This window comes from Curtobacterium sp. C1 (assembly GCF_021049325.1).
Taxonomy (GTDB): Bacteria; Actinomycetota; Actinomycetes; order Actinomycetales; family Microbacteriaceae; genus Curtobacterium; species Curtobacterium citreum.
In genome coordinates, this window is record NZ_CP088077.1 from 44,659 (window position 1) to 62,022 (window position 17,364).

Consider the following 17,364-nt stretch of genomic DNA (forward strand, 5'->3'; position numbering starts at 1 on the left):
CGGGGCTGTCTGGTGGTCGACGATGACATTCTGCCCGTATCCGAGACGCGGACGGCGCCGGGGTTTATGTCGCCGCCCTGGTGGATGGATGAGGGATGCGAACCGTGTTCAGGTGTGACGGTCGCGAACTATTTTGCGTACCCGACGAACGTCATCATGCCGGCTTCCTGGTGATAGACGTTGTGGCAGTGGGCAGCCCAGACGCCGGGGTTGTCGGCGTCGAACAGGGCAGCGATCTCCTGCATCGGCTTGAGGATGACGGTGTCCTTGCGGGCCCCGCTGTTCGGGAGTTGGAATGTGTGGCCGTGCAGATGGAACGGGTGCCACATCATCGTCTTGTTGCGCAAGCGAAGCGCAACGCGTTCTCCCTGGCGAACGACGGCGGCGTTTTTGAGCGGGTCGCTCATGGAGAACTGCTTCCCGTTGAATCCCCAGTCGTAGCGGGACATCCCTCCAGTGAGGGCGAGATCGACCGTCCTGTCGACGCGCTTGCTGTCAAGGTTGACGTCACTGGCTGCGTGGAGTTGGAGCGCGTTGAGCGTCCGTGTTCCTTCTGGTTGTGCGTCGGAGAGGATTGGAGTTCTGGCTGACGGGTTGGAGCGGAGCACCGCGACGGCTCGGTCGTTCTTCCCGACTGCTTCGGCGATGACGGCAAACGCACCGTCTTGAACGGTGACGAGGGCGTCGTAGCGTTCACCCATGCCCAGCAGGATTGCGTCGGTGAGCTGGTGCTTCACGGGGTAACCGTCGGTGTGGGTGACGGTGAGTGGGTGGTTCTGGACAGTCAGCCTGAATGCTGTGTCGCCGCCGGCGTTGATGATCCTGAGACGGATGCGCTTGCCGGGTTTGGTGGAGAACGTCTGCGGGTCCTGTTTCGGGTGTCCGTTGATGAGGTAGTAGGGGTAGTACACGTCGCCGGTGTCGCCACCGAGCAGGTCGGAGTTCGTCCCGGAAAGCAGGTTGCCCTTCCGTGTGGGTGCCGACGAGCCGGAATCGCCGCTCATGCCGCTCATGCCGCTCATCCCTCCCATGCCGCTCATGCCGCTCATCCCTCCCATGCCGCCCATCCCGCCCATCCCGCTCTTCTGGAGCTCTTTGACGACGGTGTCGGGTGTTGTAGTGACGCCATCGAGCCAGTCATCGAGAACGATGACCCACTCGTCGTCGTACTGCATTGGCTCGTGGGGGTCGTCCACGATGAGGGGCGCGTAGAGGCCCCGGTCCAATTGCGGGCCCACGTGCGGGTGAAGCCAGTAGGTGCCGGGCTGGTCGACCTTGAAGCGGTAGCGGAACGACGAGCCGGATGGGACGGCTGTCTGCGTTGCGGGCGGCACCCCGTCCATGTCGTTGCGCAAGGCGAGGCCGTGCCAATGGATGGATGTGGCCGAAGGGAGCGTGTTGTGCAGGACGACGTCGATCGTGTCGCCGGCGGTCACTCGGAGCTGCGGACCAGGAACGTTCGAACCGTACGCCCAGGTTGTCGCGGTGGTGCCGGCGAGGTCGATTGAGGTTAGGGCGGCGGTAAGTGTGTAGCTGCGCACCCGTCCGTCGGATGCTCTGCGCTGCTCGGTTCGTGCGATCACTGGGTCGGTCGGCAACACCAACGTGTTGTTGCTCTGCTGGGCGCAGGCGGCCAGGACGGCTGCGCCAGATGCTGTTGCCGCCCCCGCGAGGACCGCACGGCGGGTCAGGTGCCGTGCGAGCGGCTGCTTCGCGGTCTGGTCGGTGTCATCGGTACCTGCGATGCGGAATCGAGGAGTCATAGTGTTCGTCCTGCGTTTGCGGTGAGCCAGGCGATGGGGTCGATGGGGGTGGTCCCGCCGGGCATGACTTGGAGGTGGAGGTGGGCGCCGGTGCTGGCGCCGGTGTTGCCGACGAGGCCGACGAGCTGGCCGACGGCGACGGTGTCACCTGGTCGGAGCGGGGAGGAACCGAAGATCATGTGCGCGTAGAGGGTGGAGACGAGCCGGCCGTCGATCTGGTGGTCGATGATGACGTACTGCCCGTACTCGGGGTGCGTTGTCGAGACGCGGACGGTGCCGGCGGCGACGGCTCCGATGGGTGTGCCGGCGCCGGGGGTGATGTCGGCGCCTTGGTGGATGGACGAGCAGGTTGCGCACGGGGCGCTGCGGGGACCGAACGGTGAGCTGACCGTGGTGGCACCGGCGACGGGCCAGCGGATGTCCCCAGTTCCGGTGTTCACGATCGTGCCGCCCGTGGTCACCGGGGTGCTCTGCTTCGTTGCGATGGAGCCGATCGTCGTTGCCCCTGGGGCGGGTGCGGTTCTGGTGATGACGGGCTTGGGTGCTGGCTTGGTGATCGTGTACCCGTCACGGTCGGCCGCGAGCGCCAGTCCGGACGCGGTGAAGCTCTGGCCTGCGGCGACGGGAGCGACCCCGGGCACGACGACTGCGGGACCGGTGGTTGCTTGCGCGGGCAGCGCGGCGGCAGCGGTGAACAGTGCCATCGCCGCAGCCGCGCCGGTGATCGGGACCACGGTCAGCACGCGGGATCGCAATGAGCGGACCGGTGCCGTAGGTCGCGTCGTCACGGTAGGAAGCGGCCGCGCCACCGGCCGTGGTGCGCTGGTGATTGCCGGGCGACGGACGCTGGAGCGCGCGGCTCGTTCGGCAGCGAGGGCTTCGCGGCGGGTCAGGGGTGTGAGGCGAGTGGGGGTGTGGAGGTGCTGCTGGGGCACGGACAGGCTCCAAGAGTGATGGTGGTCGACAGGCCGAAAGGTGGGGTGCCCGAGCGCGAAACGGGCGGGAGCAGTGGGTGGGACCGGTCGTGGGCCGCGGCGGGAAGGGGGGAGCCCGCCGCGACCCACGCCGGGGCTCAGAGGGCCTTGAGCATGTCCTTCATCTGGGTGATCTGCTCGGTCTGGCTCGACACGATCGACTTCGCCATCGCGACCGCGTCGGTGTTCTTGCCCTTGTCGACTTCGGTCTTGGCCATGTCGACGGCGCTGGTGTGGTGCTCGACCATCTGCTGCAGGAACAGCTTTCCGGCGTCCGCCGGGGAGGCGCTGTCGAGGGCGTCCATGTCGGAGTCGGACATCATCCCCGACATCGAGGAGTGGTCCATCCCAGACATGCTGGACATTTCGGTGGGCTCACCCCACTGCTTCAGCCAGCTGGTCAGGGACGTGATCTCCGGACCCTGCTCAGCCTTGATCTGCTTGGCGAGGGTGACGACGTCAGCGTCCACGGCGGAGCCCTTGGCGAGGAGCATGTCGCTCATCTCGACGGCTTGCTTGTGGTGCGGCAGCATCTGCTGCGCGAACATGACGTCCTGGTCGTTGTGCGCCGACGCCGCCGACGAGGACGACGAGGAGGAGTTGTCGGAGGACGCGGCGTTGTTGGTGGAGCAGCCGGCGAGGGTGAGGCCGATGGTGAGGGCGGCGGCGGCCGCGAGGGTGCGCGTGATGGTGGTGTTCATGAGTCCGTTCCCGGGAATGCGTCAGGTGGTCCGGGCAGGCGAATACCTGCCCGTGTTCTGGGCATGCGGGAGTTCCCGAAGGGAGCACTCCCGTCGGGGATGGATCAGATACGGATGATCTGCAGCGCCGTCAGTGATGGCGGCTTGGGTGCGGCGACGCGGCGTGCGACACGGTCTCCGAGGGCGAGCAGCCGTGCGAGGACGTAGAGGACCCCACCGTTCCGGGCGCCGAGCAGCGCCCACGTGAACAGGGCGATCGTCAGCGCGCAGGCCATCCCCATCAGGGAGCACATCAGCGCGCACAGACCGCCATCGCAGTCGGCGTCACTGAGCACGCTCATCGCCGCGCCAGCCGGCGCGGCGGTGTGCGCACCGTGTCCGGCGGCGTCGCTGTGGGTGTGTTCGGCCGTCATGCTCGACGTGGCGGTCATGGCGTGACCGCCGGTGGTCGCGTGGCCGAGCATGCTGTGCATCAGGACCGTGAACCCGACCAGCAGCAGCAACGCCAGCACCGCCGTGGCCTGCAGCAGCAGGCGGCGGCGCGTGGTGTTCGCGGTGGTGAGCATGCGGATCCGTACTGATGGCTGGTCGGGGTGCGGGTTCTATGGTGCAGGACGAGCGCTGAGAGAACAACCGCCCCGTCTGGTGGGCAGGGGGTGTTCAGGCGCGCACGAGGCGGGCGATCGCGTCGGAAGCTTCCTTGAGCTTCACCGCGGCCGCGTCGCCGCCTTCCGCGACGGCGTCGGTGACGCAATGCGCGAGGTGGTCATCCAGCAGACCGAGCGCGACGGACTGCAGCGCCTTCGTCATCGCGGACACCTGAGTGAGGATGTCGATGCAGTACTGCTCCTCGTCGACCATCCGCTGCAGGCCGCGGGCCTGCCCCTCGATGCGGCGCAACCGTTTGAGGTAGTCGTCCTTCGCGGTGATGTACCCGTGGTGGTGCTCGGCTGCGGGCGCGGTGGTGTCGGTCATGGACGCTCCTCGGGGTTCACCGTTTACGGTAGCGGCGCTCATGACGCCGTCGACCAATCGAACGGAGCCGGCGCGATCGGGGTGGCGACCCCGCGGGTGATGACGATGGCGATGTCCTGCTGGTCCTGCAGTTCCAGATCCGGCAGCGGCGTGCTGGTGCGGGTGCCGTTGACGAACACGGCGACGTGCCGGCCGTTCTTCCCGTCGACGTACCCGCCGACCTGCCCGTCGCGCAGGGCGACGTTCCACTCGGTGAAGAGCTGTCCGAGGGTGAATGGCTGCACCTTCGCGGATTCGACGTGCACGATGCCGGACGTGTCGTGGGTGTGCAGTGCGGACATGCCGCCCCGCTGCATGTCGATGCCGATGTTCGCCGGCACCGCCACCGGCTTCCCGTCCACGGACACGGACAAATGCTGATGGGTGTGCAGCGCCGCACCTTCCATCCCCGCAACCTCGAGCCCCGCAGCTTTCGCCCGCGCCGCCGTATCCGCGGGGGCAGGCCACGGCGGAGCGGCCGTCACCCCGGACGCCGTCGGCGCCGTGTCGTCGCCACGGGTCAGGGCGGTGACCGTGATCGTGGTGATCGCGGCGAGGACGATGACCACGGCGGCGCCCAGCAGCCACCGCCGGCGGGTGCGGCTGCGCTGCTGCTTCGCTCTGCCGTCAGCGGCTTTCTGCCGCGCCTGCTCGCGCGAATCGCTCCTAGTTGCCATCACGTCCTCTTTCCGGGTGCCGGTTCGGTGGATCGGGAACACATCCGCCCGCCCAGCGTTACACTCGCTACGGTACCCCCCTAGGGTACCTGATGAGCGTCGACGACGAAGGGATCACCACGATGAGCGAGCAGCTGACGAACACGTACGGCATCACGGGCATGACGTGCGGGCACTGCGTGATGAGTGTCAACGAGGAACTCAGCGCCGTGCCGGGCGTCACGGACGTGACGATCGACCTCAACGTTGGCGGTGTCTCCACCGCTCGGGTGACCAGCACCCGCGACCTGCCGCAGGAGGAAGTCTCCGCCGCTGTGGAGGAGGCCGGCTACACGTTGGTCGCATCATGACAACGACCAGCACACCGCCGGTTGAGCTGACGATCGAGGGCATGACGTGCGCGTCGTGCGCGAACCGGATCGAGCGGAAGCTGAACAAGCTGCCCGGCGTGATCGCGAGCGTGAACTACGCCACGGAAAGCGCCTCCGTCACGTTGCCTGCGGACCTCGCCGTCGACGACGTGATTCGCACCGTTGAAGCTGCCGGGTACGGCGCGCACCTGCCCGAACCGGCCGGTGCGGACACTGACGAGCTCGCGCCGTTGCGGCGGCGGCTGATCGTGTCCACGGTGCTCGCCGTGCCGGTGGTGGCGCTGTCGATGATCCCGGTGCTGCAGTTCCCGGGGTGGCAGTGGGCTGTCCTGGTGCTGGCGCTGCCGGTCGCCGTGTGGGGGGCGTGGCCGTTCCACCGCGCTGCCGCGATCAACGCCCGCCACGGGGCCGCGACGATGGACACGCTCGTCAGCGTCGGCGTCGCCGCTGCGACCGTGTGGTCCGTGTGGGCGCTCGTGTTCGGCGGTGCCGGGCACATCGGGATGCGGATGGCGTTCTCCTGGTTCCCGCACCCCGGCGCTGCCCCGGAACCGTACTTCGAAGTGGCCGCCGCGGTGACGGTGTTCCTTCTCGCCGGCCGGTACTTCGAGGCCCGCGCGAAGGACCGCTCCGGCGCCGCCCTGCAAGCGCTCCTCGCGTTGGGTGCACCGACGGCCCGGGTGCTCAGGGACGGTGTCGAGACCGAGGTGCCGACCGCAGCGCTGCAGGTCGGGGACCGGTTCGTGGTCCGTCCCGGTGAACGCGTCGCCACCGACGGGACCATCACCGACGGCACGAGCGCGATCGACACCAGCGTCATGACCGGTGAAGCGGTCCCCGTCGAGGTCGGGCCCGGCGACACCGTCACCGGCGCGACCGTGAACGTCGGCGGCCGACTCATCGTCGAAGCCACCCGTGTCGGACAGGACACCGAGCTTGCCCGCATCGGCCGGCTCGTCGTGTCCGCGCAGACCGGCAAGGCCGAGGTGCAGCGCCTCGCCGACCGGGTCTCCGCCGTGTTCGTCCCGATCGTCATGGGCCTGGCGGTGCTGACCCTCATCGGGTGGCTGCTGCTCACCGGCGACGTGCAAGCCGCGTTCACCGCTGCCGTCGCGACCCTGGTGATCGCCTGCCCATGCGCCCTGGGGCTGGCAACACCCACCGCGCTGCTCGTCGGGACCGGCCGTGGCTCCCAGCTCGGGATCCTCATCCGCGGCCCCCAGGTCCTCGAGGCCACCCGCCGGATCGACACCGTCGTGCTCGACAAGACCGGCACCGTCACCACCGGCAGGATGAGCGTCCACCAGGTCACTGCCGTCGACGGGGAAACGGACACCCGGGTGCTCGCCCTCGCCGCCGCCGCGGAAGCAGGGTCAGAACACCCGATCGCCCGCGCCATCACCGCAGCAGCAACCGACCACCCCACCGCGGACACGTTCCAGTCCACCGCCGGGCTCGGCGTCCAAGCCGTCATCGACGGCGTCCTCGTGCTCGTCGGCCGACCTGCCTGGTTGACCGATCAGTGGGCCATCACCATCCCCGGTGCGGTCACGGACGCGGTCCGGACTGCGGAACAGGGCGGCGCGACCGCGGTCGTTGTTGCGTGGGACGGCGCAGCTCGCGGCGTCATCAGCGTCGCGGACACCATCGCGTCGACCAGCCCGGACGCAATTCGACGCCTGCACGACATGGGCTTGCGGACGGTGATGCTCACCGGCGACGCCGAAGACGTCGCCAGAACGGTCGCCGCCGAGATCGGCATCGACGACGTCGAAGCCGAGGTGCGCCCCGAAGACAAGTACCAGACCGTCACCCGGCTGCAGGAGCAGGGCCGGTCCGTGGCGATGATCGGCGACGGCGTCAACGACGCCGCCGCTCTCGCCGCCGCGGACCTCGGGATCGCGATGGGCAGCGGCACCGACGCGGCCATGGAAGCCTCCGACATCACCCTCATCCGAGCGGACCTGAGCGCCGCCGCGGACGCGATCGCGCTCGCCCGCCGCACCCTCGGCACGATCAAGGTGAACCTGTTTTGGGCCTTCGCCTACAACGTCGCCGCGATCCCGCTCGCGATGGCCGGCCTGCTGAACCCGATGATCGCCGGCGCAGCCATGGCCCTGTCGTCGGTCTTCGTCGTCAGCAACAGCCTGCGCCTTCGCACGTTCCAGCCTCGCTGACCGGCGGACACCGGGCCCGTCGCCCGCCTACACTCACCCGCATTACCCCTCCGGGGTATGCCCGTTCGGAAAGGAGATCGAATGTCCGGGTACATCACCGTCGGCATCGTGCTGGGTATCGCACTGCTCGGCATCGCCGCTGTGGTGCTGCTGTCTCGAGCGACGGCCGTCGCTCCGGTCCGCGAGGACGTGCTGCCGTTCGGGTCCGGGTGGGACCTCCAGGAACACGCACTTTCACGCTTCCACACCCGCTGGTACCCGATGACGCTGGTGTTCCTCGCGTTCGACGTGGAGATGCTCTTCATGTACCCGTGGGCTGTCGTTGTCGCGCAGATCGGTGCAGAGGCGGTCATCGAGATGTTCGTCTTCCTCGGGGTGCTCCTGGCGGGCGTCGTCTGGGCCTGGCGGGAAGGAGCGTTCCGTTGGGTGTGACCGGAGGTCAGAGCCGGATTCTCATGCATGTGCTCCTCGTCGAGGTCCCCGGCAACAGCGATGTCCGAATGGGAGTGGAAGCAGCGATTGCGGCTGCCGGTCACGTCCTCGCCGTCCACCCGGCCGAGAGTGACGTCTTGCTCGTGTGCGGCACACCCGGACCAGAGCTGCGCACCGTCATCGACCGTGTCTGGGACCAGATGCCGTACCCGAAGCACCGAGTCACGGTCACCGACCCCCATGAGGTTGGCACCGTCCTCACCGCGTCGCAGGAAGCACTCGCGGACCGACGTGCGCAGCGCTCCGCCGGACGCGAGAACGCGATCGGTAACACAGATGGTCGGGACTCCGAGGAAGACGAACACCCGAAATATGAGCACTCGAGCGACGCCGACGACGCTGGCGAGTCGATGCAGGACCACGACATGACCATGGGTGGTCACGACCACATGTCGATGGATCACATGTCGATGAGCGGTCCGGGGGGCTACCCGCTCGCCGGTGGTGCGGATGACCGGGACGGGCTGGAGATGGACGTGCTGCACCGGCGACTCGGTCCGATTCTGCCGGTCTGGCCAGCGGGTGTGGTCCTGGACGTGACGCTTGCCGGCGACACCATCACCGACGCCTCCGCCTCGATGGTCGACGTCGACGATCACGGGCGGGCGGAATCGCAGAACGGGCCGGCCTCCGCGCTCGACCAAGCCGCTCAGGTGCTCGCCCTCGCCGGATGGGGTACCGCTGCAGCCCGGACGCTCCGGGTGCGGGACCTTGCGGTGACCGGCCGTCTCGAGCAGGCGTGTAAGCGCCTCGGGCCGCTGCGCCGCAGGATTAAGCGCTCCGTGATGCTCCGCTGGTCCTTGCGTGGCCTCCAGGTTCAACCTGACGTCGACGTCCGCACGGTCCTCCTCAATCGCCTTGAGCGCGCAGATGCCGCCCTCAACGGACGTCAGGTCGAGTCGGAGCCGGCGACGTCGGTGGAGGAGATCCCAGCGCTGGTCGAAGGACGCGACATCGGCAGCGCCCGCCTCGTCGTCGCCGCGCTCACGGTGCACCCCACCAGTCGCACAGACACTACCGATCGGGCCGGCACGACGAGAGGGCATCATCATGGTTGATGCCGGAAGCGCCGTCTGGGCGCTCGTCCTGCCCATCGTCGTCGTCCTCCTCGCCATCGCGACAGCCAGCGGCAACGCCGCCCTGGCAGCACGGGACCGCGGGACACCGGTGCGTGCTCGGGTCCTCTCGCCGTTCCGAGAAACCGGCCGACTCCTCCGCCAGCAACGTCGATCCGTGCTCGGCGCGGACTCCCTTCTGTGGCGGATCGGTGGGTCCGGGCTGATTGTCGCTGCGTTCCTCGCCGCCCTCGCCGTCCCCGTCGGCGCACTCGTACCGCTGGACATCCCAGTTGGTGTGGTGTGGTTCAACGCCGTCGACGTGTCCCTGTGGGCCTTGTGGTGGCTGCTCGGGTGGGGCGGCAACAGCGTGCACCCACTGATCGGCGGGTATCGGTTCCTGGCGCAGGCCCTGGCGTACGAGATCCCGCTGATGTTCGCCCTGACCGCCCCCGCCATCGGTGCGCAAAGTCTCCGGCTGACGGACGTGGTCACGGCGCAGCAACCGATCTGGTTCGCCCTGACGATGCCGGTGGCGTTCATCGTCTACTGCGCCTCGGTGGCTGCGTTCTCCGCGTGGGGTCCGTTCGCTCTTCCCGCCGGCACAGACATCGCCGGTGGTGTCGTCGGGGAACTCTCGGGCGTCGACCGGCTGCTCGTCCTCGCCGGCCGCTGGTGCCTGCTCGTCGCGGGCGCCGCGTTCGCGGTCCCGATGTTCCTCGGCGGCGGGGCCGGTCCGTTGCTCCCGTCGGCGCTGTGGGTGCTGGTGAAGACGTGTGCGCTGCTCGCCGTGTTCCTGCTGCTCGGACGTGCGATGCCCGCGATCCGGCCACAGCGACTTGCGGAGCTGGGCTGGGTCCTCGTGCTGCCGCTGGTCCTGCTGCAGCTGCTGGTCACGTCGGTGCTGACCGTGATGGGAAAGGGATGACCGTGATGGCAACGATCGTGTTCTGGGTCGCCGCGTTCCTCGCGGTGCTCGCCGCGGCCGCAGTGTTCCGGGTGGACTCGATGGCGCGCGCGACGTATGCGCTGGCGGTGTCATTCATCGCCGTCGGCGTCGCCGTGCTGGTGCTGCACCTGGACTTCATCGGGGTCATCACGATCTTGATGATGGTGATGGAGATGGCCGTGATGGCGGTGTTCATGGTCTCGTACATGGGCATGAACCCGGCGCTGATGCCGATGGACATGACCCACAGTAAGCGCCCCGCCGCAGTGATTGCGGCCGCAGTGTTCGTCGGCCTCGCCGCGGCCGCGCTCCTCATCCCGTGGCCAGCCCGCGCCGGAACGGCGGCTGCGGACACCACCCGTGCACTCGGCGAGGCGATCATGAGCTCGAAGATGCTGGTGATGCTGACGATCAGTCCGATCCTGTTCGCCACGATCATCGCCGCCCTCGTCTTGGCGAACCCGCGTGGCCGGTACGACCGGCTCGGAGACGACCTCCAGGGCGACCCTGTGGACCCGGAACGGGGAGGTGTCGGACGATGACCCTGCAACTTGTTCTGCTCGTCGTGGCCGCGCTGTTCGCCATCGGACTGTACGGCGCGATCTCGCAGCAGGTGGTGGTGATGGTGATGATGGGCATCGAGGTGATGATCAACGCCGTCATCCTCGCCGCCGCCGCGTTTTGGTGGTACCTCGCACCGACCGTCGACGGGCAGGTGCTGCTGCTGGTGATCATCGCGGCGATGACGATCGAGATGGCGATGGGTTTCGCCGTCGCCACGATCCTGCACCGTTCTCGGAACTCCGACATGACCGATTCCGCGACGGACCTCAGCCAGTGAGCACCGCGCTGATCACCGCCATCATCCTGCCCGCCCTCGTCGGGGCAACACTGGCGACTGCTGGACGCTTCGCCGAACGGTTCGCCGTTCCCGTCAGCCTCGCCACGGCAGCGGTCATGGCGATTGCAGCGACCATCGCGGCCATCACGGGTGCGGAAGTGACCGGCGGAATGCCGACGATGCTTGGGGCCGCCGGCTCGGATCTCCGCGTCGACGCGCTGGCCGCGGTCGTCCTGCCGACCGTGGCATGGATCGGATTCCTCGTCCTCGTGTTCGCGACTGCGGACCGGACCCGACCGGCGGCGCGGTTCCACGGGCTGATGCTGCTCTTCCTCGCCGCCGTCGTCGTTACCGTGACCGCAACCGGCCTGCCACTACTCCTCGCCGCATGGGAGGTGATGGGCGCCACCTCCTACGCGCTCATCGGATTCCGCTGGCAGGACCGGAACCGCGTCGCCGGTGGATTCACTGCGTTCACCGTCACCCGCGCCGGGGACCTCGGCATCTACCTCGCCGCGGGCGCAGTCGTCGCCGGCGGCGGCGCCTGGTCACTCACCGCACTGCAGTCGCTGCCGGGCCCCTGGGTGCACGTTGCTGCCGCAGGATTGCTCGCTGCCGGCTTCGGGAAGGCGGCGCAGCTGCCATTCTCCTTCTGGATCTCCCTCGCCATGGAGGGCCCGAGCGCGGTGAGTGCGCTGCTGCACTCCGCAGCGATGGTCGCCATGGGCGGGTACCTGCTCCTCCGCGTCGAACCGCTCCTGAACGTGACCGGCTGGGCAGGTCCGACGGCGGCGTGGGTGGGCGTCACGACCGCGATCGTCCTCGGCGTCATCGCACTGTCGCAGCGGGACCTGAAGCAGGTGCTCGCCGCGTCGACGGCATCCCAGCTGGGATTCGTCGTCCTCGCCGCTGGCGTCGGCTCGGTCAGCGGCGGCACCGCGCAGCTCGTCGCACACGCTGCCACCAAAGCACTGCTGTTCCTCACCGCGGGCGCATGGCTGACGGCTACCGGGACAAAGCAGTTCACCGGTCTCCGTGGCATCGCCGCCCGCTGGCCTGCGGTCGGCGTCCTCGCCACGGTCGGTGCGCTGTCGCTGGCCGGCCTGCCGCCGCTGTCGCTCTGGTACGCCAAGGACGTCGTCCTCGCCGCAGCCCTGAAGGAACAACCCTGGTTGTACGCGGCGGGCCTGGCCGGAGCGGCACTTGCAGCGGCCTACTCCGCCCGGATCATCGCGCTGCTGTGGCGGCGTGCCGGCACACCGGAAGCGTCCTGGGACGACGAGGAACGGGGCACCCGGCGGGTGCCACGCCTCGCGGTCGTCCCGATGGTGGTGCTCGCTGTCGCGGCAGCCGGACTTGCGCTTCTCGGCACACCGCTGCTGCATCCGATGATCGCTCCGCTTTCCGGGACGGCGGTGTCGTGGCCGGAGCTCGCGGCGTCTGCGGCAATCGCGGTGGTCGTGGTCCTCTTGACCCTGTGGCGCACACCCACAGTCCGCATTGGGATGCACTGGTTCGGGCTGGAGCGGGCAGCCGTTGCAGTCATCGCCACGCCGACACTGCGACTCGCCGCCGTCCTCGCGCGTCTCGACGACCGCTACGGCGCGGCCGTCGATCGGTCGGGACGTGCGCTCGAGCAGACCGCCCGAGCCGTGCGCGCTCTTGATGAGCGTGGCCCCGCCGCCGTGACGGGGTGGATCGGTTCCGCCATCGCGGTCCTCGGTCGACTGGCTCGGCGACCGCAGACCGGCCAGGTGCACCACTACTACATCGGCGCGACCGTGACCGTCGCTGCCGCAGCTGTCCTGCTCTTGGTCGTGAGGTGATCGTGCTCAGTCTGATCGTGTTCCTTCCCGTTGTCGTCGCGGCGGTCCTCGCCCTGACGCGATCGATGTCCGGACGGGCAGCCGCGTGGGTGTGGCTGATGACGAGCATCGTGGAGCTCGTCCTCGGGATCCTCGTGTCCATTCCCGGATCCAACGCGTCGGGGCTGCGCTGGGAGGAGCGAATGGAGTGGATGCCGAGTGTCGGCACCAGCTACCACCTCGGCGTTGACGGTTTCTCCGCGCCGTTGCTGCTCCTGACCGACGTTGTGTTCCTCGTCTGCGCGCTTTGGGCCATGCGGGACACCGACCGGCCCCGCCCGCAGGCGGCACTCTTCCTGTTCCTTCAGACCACGTGTCTTGGGGTGTTCGCCGCGCAGGACCTGCTGGTGTTCTTCGTGTTCTTCGACCTGTCGATTGTCGGTATGTACTTCGTGATCGCCGGGTGGGGACATGGCGACCATCAGCGGTCCGCGCTGAGGTTCTTCCTCTACACGTTCCTCGGATCCCTGGCGCTGCTGCTCGGCTTCATCGGCCTCTACCTCGGCTCCTCACCGCACACGTTCGACATGGTCGAGCTCACCCGGAACGGCTTCACCGGCACACCCCTGGCCGCCGGCGCCGTTCTCGCCGCGCTCGTCGTGGGTTTCGCCGTCAAGACCCCCACGGTCCCGTTCCACTCCTGGCTGCCACCGGCACATACCGACGCGCCCGCGATTGGCTCTGTCGTCCTCGCGAGCGTCCTGCTGAAGATGGGCACGTACGGGTTCCTCCGCATCGCGATGCCGATGCTCCCGGACGCGTGGCGGTCCTGGTCTTGGGTGATTGTCATTGTCGGCCTCGTGTCCGTGCTGTACGGAGCGCTCGTCGCGCTCGCACAGACGAACGTGAAGCGGTTGATCGCGTACACCTCGGTCAACCACATGGGCTACGTCGTGCTCGCTGTCGGTGCCGCGGGTCTGACCGGGTCATCCTCTGCGCAGGCGCAGCAGTTGGCGATTACCGGCGCGACCGTGCAGATGGTGTCGCACGGGCTCATCACCGGGGCGCTGTTCCTCCTCGCCGGTGTGCTCCACGACCGGCGGGGCAGCTACGAGATCAGCGACTACAGCGGCCTCGCGAAGCCCGCCCCGCGGTTCTCCGGACTCTTCGCCGTCGCCGCGTTCGCGTCGCTCGGGATCCCCGGCTTCAGCGGCTTCATCGCCGAATTCCAGATCTTCGCCGGCAGCATCGGTGCAACAGCAATCGCCGCGATCGCGCTGCCAGGGATCCTCATCACCGCAGCCCTGTTCCTCCGCACCGTGCAGAAACTGCTCACCGGACCCACGGAACGCCTCGCCGACGGATTCACCGACGTCACCGCTCGGGAGACCGTGACGGTCGGGGCGCTCCTACTGCTCTCCCTGGCGGTCGGTGTGGTGCCCGGACCGTTGCTGCAGCTCATCGCTCCCGCCGCCCGGCAGCTCGCCGCGATGATCGGAGGTCCCGCGTGAACATGGACTACGGCGCGCTCCTGCCGGAGATCATCCTCATGGGCGGTGCCGTCGTCGCCCTCCTCAGCGGCAGCTTCTTGCCCCGACGCCGGCAGGCGCTCGTGACTTGGTTCGCGATCGCCGTGGCGTGCGGCAGCGCCGTTACGGCCGCCGTGATCCAGGGACCACCGACCGTCTTCAGCGACAGCTACGCGCTCGACGACGCGACGACGACGATCAGGATTCTCGTACCGTTGGCGACCGCGGTCGTGATGCTCATCGGACGCGATGACGCCCGAGGTTCCGCTCGGGAGAGCGAGACCGCATCCCTACTGCTCCTCGCGGCACTCGGCACGATCGTCCTGGCCGGCGCCAACGACCTGCTCATCGTCGCCACCGGGTTCCTCTTAGCGACCGTGCCGCTCTACGCGTTGATCGGACTGTCCCGATCCCCGGCCGCAGCCGAGGCGACCATGAAGACGTACCTGCTGGGCGCGATCTTCGGCGTCGTGATGCTCTTCGGCATCGCCGTCCTCGTCGGTGTCGCCGGCGGCAGCACCTACCCTGAGTTCCAACAGGCGCTGCCACACGTGCCGGCGGCAGCGATCGCGCTCGGATTCATCGGGGTCCTCGCCGGCCTGCTGTTCAAAGCCGGAGCGGTCCCAGGGCACTTCTGGGTTCCGGATGCAGCAGAGGGCGCCGGGCTCGGCATCGCCGCGTTCATCACCACCGTCCCGAAGCTCGGGGCCCTGATAGCACTGGCACGCCTCGTCGACGTCATACCGAGCACCGTGAACGCGCCGCTGCTGGTTGGTGTGCTCGCCGCCGCAAGCATGATGCTCGGCACCCTCGCGGCATTCTGGCAACGCAGCGCCCCGCGACTCCTCGGCTGGTCCACGGTCGGGCAGGTCGGGTTCCTACTGATGCCCGTCGCCGTGATCGGCGTCGAACCGTCGGCACGCCCCGCCCTGCTGATGTATCTGGTGTTCTACGCCGTGACCAACCTGGCCCTGTTTGCCGCGATAGCCGCGCTTCCAAACCGCACGACAATCCCGTCCTGGCGCGGAGCGGCACGGGAACATCCCGTCATCACCGGTGTCGTCCTCATCGGCCTGCTGAGCCTCGTCGGGACCCCACCAACCGCCGTCTTCGTGGGCAAGCTCGCCGTGTTCACGGCCACTTGGCGAGGCGGGATGCCATGGCTGGTGGTCATCGCCGCTGCCGTCTCGGTCGCATCACTCTTCTACGCCCTCCGCTGGGTGTCCACGGCCTTCCAGACACCCGCGGGAGCCCGGTCTCGCCCTGCCGGAGGTCGGCTGCCGACGGTCACCGCCGTGACGCTCGGTGCGCTGATCATCATCGCCGTCGCGAGCGGTCCAGTTCTCTCGCAGTTGTGACGCTCGCGACTGCCGAGCCCCACTTCCGCTACTTCCGGGACGTTTCTCGCCGGCCCGCCATCTGAACGCACAGTCGTCTGACTTACGGTCGACACATGGAGATCACGCTGCAGTACTTCGATGGGTGCCCGAACTGGGAGGCGACCGCGGAACGGCTTGCGGTAATCGCCGCGGAGCATCCCGCCGTTACGGTACTGCGGCAGCGCATCGCGACCCAGGAAGAAGCCGAAGCGGCCGACTTCCGGGGCTCCCCAACACTGCTCATAAATGGCAGTCCGTTGTTTCCCGCACCGGATGCTCCGGCCGGGTTGTCCTGTCGGGTTTATCTGACACCCGCCGGTCTCGCAGGCTCTCCCACCCTCGAGCAGCTTCGAGACGCGATCGCTGCCGCGAAGTAGCTCGTCTAGTAGCTCGACTGAATCAGCGCACGTCCCGTAAACCACCGTTTGTGGCACAATCGGGAGGCCCGAGCCGGTGAGGGCTCCTCAGACGGCGAGTCGTGTAGCGATACTCAGTGCCGGTATCTATGAGTCGTTACCAGCTGTGCACGGCGAGTTCCGCTACGTTCTCGAGCATGGGAGAGCTCCTCGGCTACGCGCGAGTGTCGACGACCGATCAAGATGCGTCGCTGCAGCTTGACGCGTTGAACGCAGCGGGCTGCTATCGAGTGTGGGTCGACACGATGTCGGGCTCGCTCGAGCACCGCCCCGAGCTGACGAAGCTCCTCGACCAGCTCCGCCCAGGCGACACGCTCGTCGTCTGGCGTCTTGATCGCCTGGGCCGCTCGATCCGGCACCTCATCGACCAGCTCCAGGCGCTGGGGGAGCGGGGTGTCGGCTTCCGGTCACTGCAGGAGACCATCGACACCACCTCGCCTGGCGGTCGACTCGTGTTCCACGTCTTCGCCGCACTGGCCGAGTTTGAACGGGACCTGATCCGTGAGCGCACACACGCCGGCCTCGCCGCCGCGCGAGCACGCGGGCGGACCGGTGGTCGACCCCCGCGGCTCTCCGTGGACCAGGTGCGAACTGCACGGCGCCTCTACGAGCAGCAGGACATGACCGTCGCCCAGATCGGTGACGTCCTCGGCGTCAGTCGCAGCACGGTGTATCGAGCGCTCCGTCGGGAGAGCGAACCTCTCGCGGGGCGGCGACGGAAGTCGGGTGAGGCGTCGTGAAGAAGCGACCTGAACTGAGCGACCGGCCTGAGGTTGCTCAGCACCTCCACGACGACATCGTTGTCACTCGCGAGAAGCTCGACGCGTTCATGCGTGATGACGACGCCGTTCAGCTACTGGTCCTCGCCGAGCTCCGCTCTCGCGCTGCCGATCAGGAGACGACCCTGGTTCTCACGCTCCAAGCAGCGACGGTCACGATCCTCGCTGTGATGCTGGCCCGAATCCCTGTGGGATCCGCAGCACCGAGTTCGAGTGGATGGACGGGGTCAGTCGCATTCGCGATCGCAGCTCTTGTCTTGGCGGCCTTCGCAATTCTGCTGATCATGCCGTCTGTGAGGAATGCCGTGATCGGAAACCGGAACCGGCAACGAGCAGTCGTGTGGCTTGCCGCCTACGAGCAAGCACTCTCCGAATCCGCTCCTGATCGGGTAGCCCCTGCCGTCCGATCGGAGCTTCGTCGTCTCGTGCGTGCGCTGAGTCG

At 68.1% G+C, this 17,364-nt stretch carries 18 protein-coding genes; 12 read left to right on the forward strand and 6 right to left on the reverse strand.

Features of this window, described 5'->3' with window-relative positions; all coding sequences use genetic code 11:
• Positions 1-128: 128 nt before the first annotated feature.
• The 6 genes from LQK89_RS16945 to LQK89_RS16970 form a co-directional block, all read right to left on the reverse strand.
• A complete protein-coding gene (locus LQK89_RS16945; RefSeq protein WP_231050931.1) occupies positions 129-1,763 on the reverse strand; it encodes a multicopper oxidase family protein in 1,635 nt (544 codons plus the stop codon).
• The gene (locus LQK89_RS16950) at positions 1,760-2,506 is read right to left on the reverse strand and encodes a M23 family metallopeptidase (protein ID WP_231050932.1); all 747 of its coding nucleotides are present in this window, start codon (positions 2,504-2,506) and stop codon (positions 1,760-1,762) included. The genes LQK89_RS16945 and LQK89_RS16950 overlap by 4 nt, the downstream gene beginning before the upstream one ends.
• Positions 2,507-2,835: 329 nt before the next feature.
• Positions 2,836-3,438 (reverse strand): DUF305 domain-containing protein, encoded by a 603-nt coding sequence (locus tag LQK89_RS16955; protein ID WP_231050933.1) that lies wholly within the window; start codon positions 3,436-3,438, stop codon positions 2,836-2,838.
• A 104-nt stretch (positions 3,439-3,542) separates the two neighbouring features.
• A complete protein-coding gene (locus tag LQK89_RS16960) occupies positions 3,543-4,004 on the reverse strand; it encodes a hypothetical protein (RefSeq protein ID WP_231050934.1) in 462 nt (153 codons plus the stop codon).
• 94 nt (positions 4,005-4,098) lie between these two features.
• A complete protein-coding gene (locus LQK89_RS16965; RefSeq protein WP_056120637.1) occupies positions 4,099-4,413 on the reverse strand; it encodes a metal-sensitive transcriptional regulator in 315 nt (104 codons plus the stop codon).
• Positions 4,414-4,451: 38 nt separating this feature from the next.
• Positions 4,452-5,171 (reverse strand): hypothetical protein, encoded by a 720-nt coding sequence (locus LQK89_RS16970; protein ID WP_231050839.1) that lies wholly within the window; start codon positions 5,169-5,171, stop codon positions 4,452-4,454.
• A 50-nt stretch (positions 5,172-5,221) separates the two neighbouring features.
• Here LQK89_RS16970 and LQK89_RS16975 point away from each other — a divergent pair, with 50 nt between their 5' ends.
• The 12 genes from LQK89_RS16975 to LQK89_RS17030 all read left to right on the forward strand — a co-directional run bounded on the left by LQK89_RS16975 (position 5,222) and on the right by LQK89_RS17030 (position 16,883).
• Complete coding sequence (locus LQK89_RS16975) at positions 5,222-5,479, forward strand: heavy-metal-associated domain-containing protein (RefSeq protein ID WP_231050840.1); 258 nt, start codon at positions 5,222-5,224, stop codon at positions 5,477-5,479.
• Positions 5,476-7,677: a heavy metal translocating P-type ATPase gene (locus tag LQK89_RS16980; RefSeq protein WP_231050841.1), complete on the forward strand. Its 2,202-nt coding sequence runs from the start codon at positions 5,476-5,478 to the stop codon at positions 7,675-7,677. The genes LQK89_RS16975 and LQK89_RS16980 overlap by 4 nt, the downstream gene beginning before the upstream one ends.
• A gap of 81 nt (positions 7,678-7,758) precedes the next feature.
• Complete coding sequence (locus LQK89_RS16985) at positions 7,759-8,109, forward strand: NADH-quinone oxidoreductase subunit A (RefSeq protein ID WP_160470200.1); 351 nt, start codon at positions 7,759-7,761, stop codon at positions 8,107-8,109.
• A complete protein-coding gene (locus LQK89_RS16990) occupies positions 8,106-9,227 on the forward strand; it encodes a hypothetical protein (RefSeq protein WP_231050842.1) in 1,122 nt (373 codons plus the stop codon). The genes LQK89_RS16985 and LQK89_RS16990 overlap by 4 nt, the downstream gene beginning before the upstream one ends.
• On the forward strand, positions 9,220-10,152 hold the full coding sequence (locus tag LQK89_RS16995) for an NADH-quinone oxidoreductase subunit H (RefSeq protein WP_231050843.1): 933 nt from the start codon (positions 9,220-9,222) through the stop codon (positions 10,150-10,152). The genes LQK89_RS16990 and LQK89_RS16995 overlap by 8 nt, the downstream gene beginning before the upstream one ends.
• A gap of 2 nt (positions 10,153-10,154) precedes the next feature.
• Positions 10,155-10,715: an NADH-quinone oxidoreductase subunit J gene (locus LQK89_RS17000; protein WP_231050936.1), complete on the forward strand. Its 561-nt coding sequence runs from the start codon at positions 10,155-10,157 to the stop codon at positions 10,713-10,715.
• On the forward strand, positions 10,712-11,014 hold the full coding sequence (gene nuoK / locus LQK89_RS17005; RefSeq protein ID WP_092091742.1) for an NADH-quinone oxidoreductase subunit NuoK: 303 nt from the start codon (positions 10,712-10,714) through the stop codon (positions 11,012-11,014). The genes LQK89_RS17000 and nuoK overlap by 4 nt, the downstream gene beginning before the upstream one ends.
• Positions 11,011-12,840 (forward strand): proton-conducting transporter transmembrane domain-containing protein, encoded by a 1,830-nt coding sequence (locus LQK89_RS17010; RefSeq protein WP_231050937.1) that lies wholly within the window; start codon positions 11,011-11,013, stop codon positions 12,838-12,840. The genes nuoK and LQK89_RS17010 overlap by 4 nt, the downstream gene beginning before the upstream one ends.
• A 2-nt stretch (positions 12,841-12,842) precedes the next feature.
• On the forward strand, positions 12,843-14,330 hold the full coding sequence (locus LQK89_RS17015; RefSeq protein WP_231050844.1) for a complex I subunit 4 family protein: 1,488 nt from the start codon (positions 12,843-12,845) through the stop codon (positions 14,328-14,330).
• Between the two features lie 2 nt (positions 14,331-14,332).
• Positions 14,333-15,706: an NADH-quinone oxidoreductase subunit N gene (locus LQK89_RS17020; RefSeq protein ID WP_231050938.1), complete on the forward strand. Its 1,374-nt coding sequence runs from the start codon at positions 14,333-14,335 to the stop codon at positions 15,704-15,706.
• Positions 15,707-15,801: 95 nt separating this feature from the next.
• A complete protein-coding gene (locus LQK89_RS17025) occupies positions 15,802-16,104 on the forward strand; it encodes a DsbA family protein (protein ID WP_231050845.1) in 303 nt (100 codons plus the stop codon).
• A gap of 176 nt (positions 16,105-16,280) precedes the next feature.
• Complete coding sequence (locus LQK89_RS17030) at positions 16,281-16,883, forward strand: recombinase family protein (RefSeq protein WP_231050846.1); 603 nt, start codon at positions 16,281-16,283, stop codon at positions 16,881-16,883.
• Positions 16,884-17,364 lie beyond the last annotated feature (481 nt).

Bases quoted from the DNA above. Each gene is read 5' to 3' on its own strand.
- LQK89_RS16975 (WP_231050840.1), top strand. From the start codon at position 5,222: ATGAGCGTCGACGACGAAGGGATCACCACGATGAGCGAGCAGCTGACG.
- LQK89_RS16980 (WP_231050841.1), top strand. From the start codon at position 5,476: ATGACAACGACCAGCACACCGCCGGTTGAGCTGACGATCGAGGGCATG.
- LQK89_RS16965 (WP_056120637.1), bottom strand. From the start codon at position 4,413: ATGACCGACACCACCGCGCCCGCAGCCGAGCACCACCACGGGTACATC.
- LQK89_RS16995 (WP_231050843.1), top strand. From the start codon at position 9,220: ATGGTTGATGCCGGAAGCGCCGTCTGGGCGCTCGTCCTGCCCATCGTC.
- LQK89_RS16945 (WP_231050931.1), bottom strand. From the start codon at position 1,763: ATGACTCCTCGATTCCGCATCGCAGGTACCGATGACACCGACCAGACC.
- nuoK (WP_092091742.1), top strand. From the start codon at position 10,712: ATGACCCTGCAACTTGTTCTGCTCGTCGTGGCCGCGCTGTTCGCCATC.
- LQK89_RS17025 (WP_231050845.1), top strand. From the start codon at position 15,802: ATGGAGATCACGCTGCAGTACTTCGATGGGTGCCCGAACTGGGAGGCG.
- LQK89_RS17020 (WP_231050938.1), top strand. From the start codon at position 14,333: ATGGACTACGGCGCGCTCCTGCCGGAGATCATCCTCATGGGCGGTGCC.
- LQK89_RS16985 (WP_160470200.1), top strand. From the start codon at position 7,759: ATGTCCGGGTACATCACCGTCGGCATCGTGCTGGGTATCGCACTGCTC.
- LQK89_RS17030 (WP_231050846.1), top strand. From the start codon at position 16,281: ATGGGAGAGCTCCTCGGCTACGCGCGAGTGTCGACGACCGATCAAGAT.
- LQK89_RS16960 (WP_231050934.1), bottom strand. From the start codon at position 4,004: ATGCTCACCACCGCGAACACCACGCGCCGCCGCCTGCTGCTGCAGGCC.
- LQK89_RS16955 (WP_231050933.1), bottom strand. From the start codon at position 3,438: ATGAACACCACCATCACGCGCACCCTCGCGGCCGCCGCCGCCCTCACC.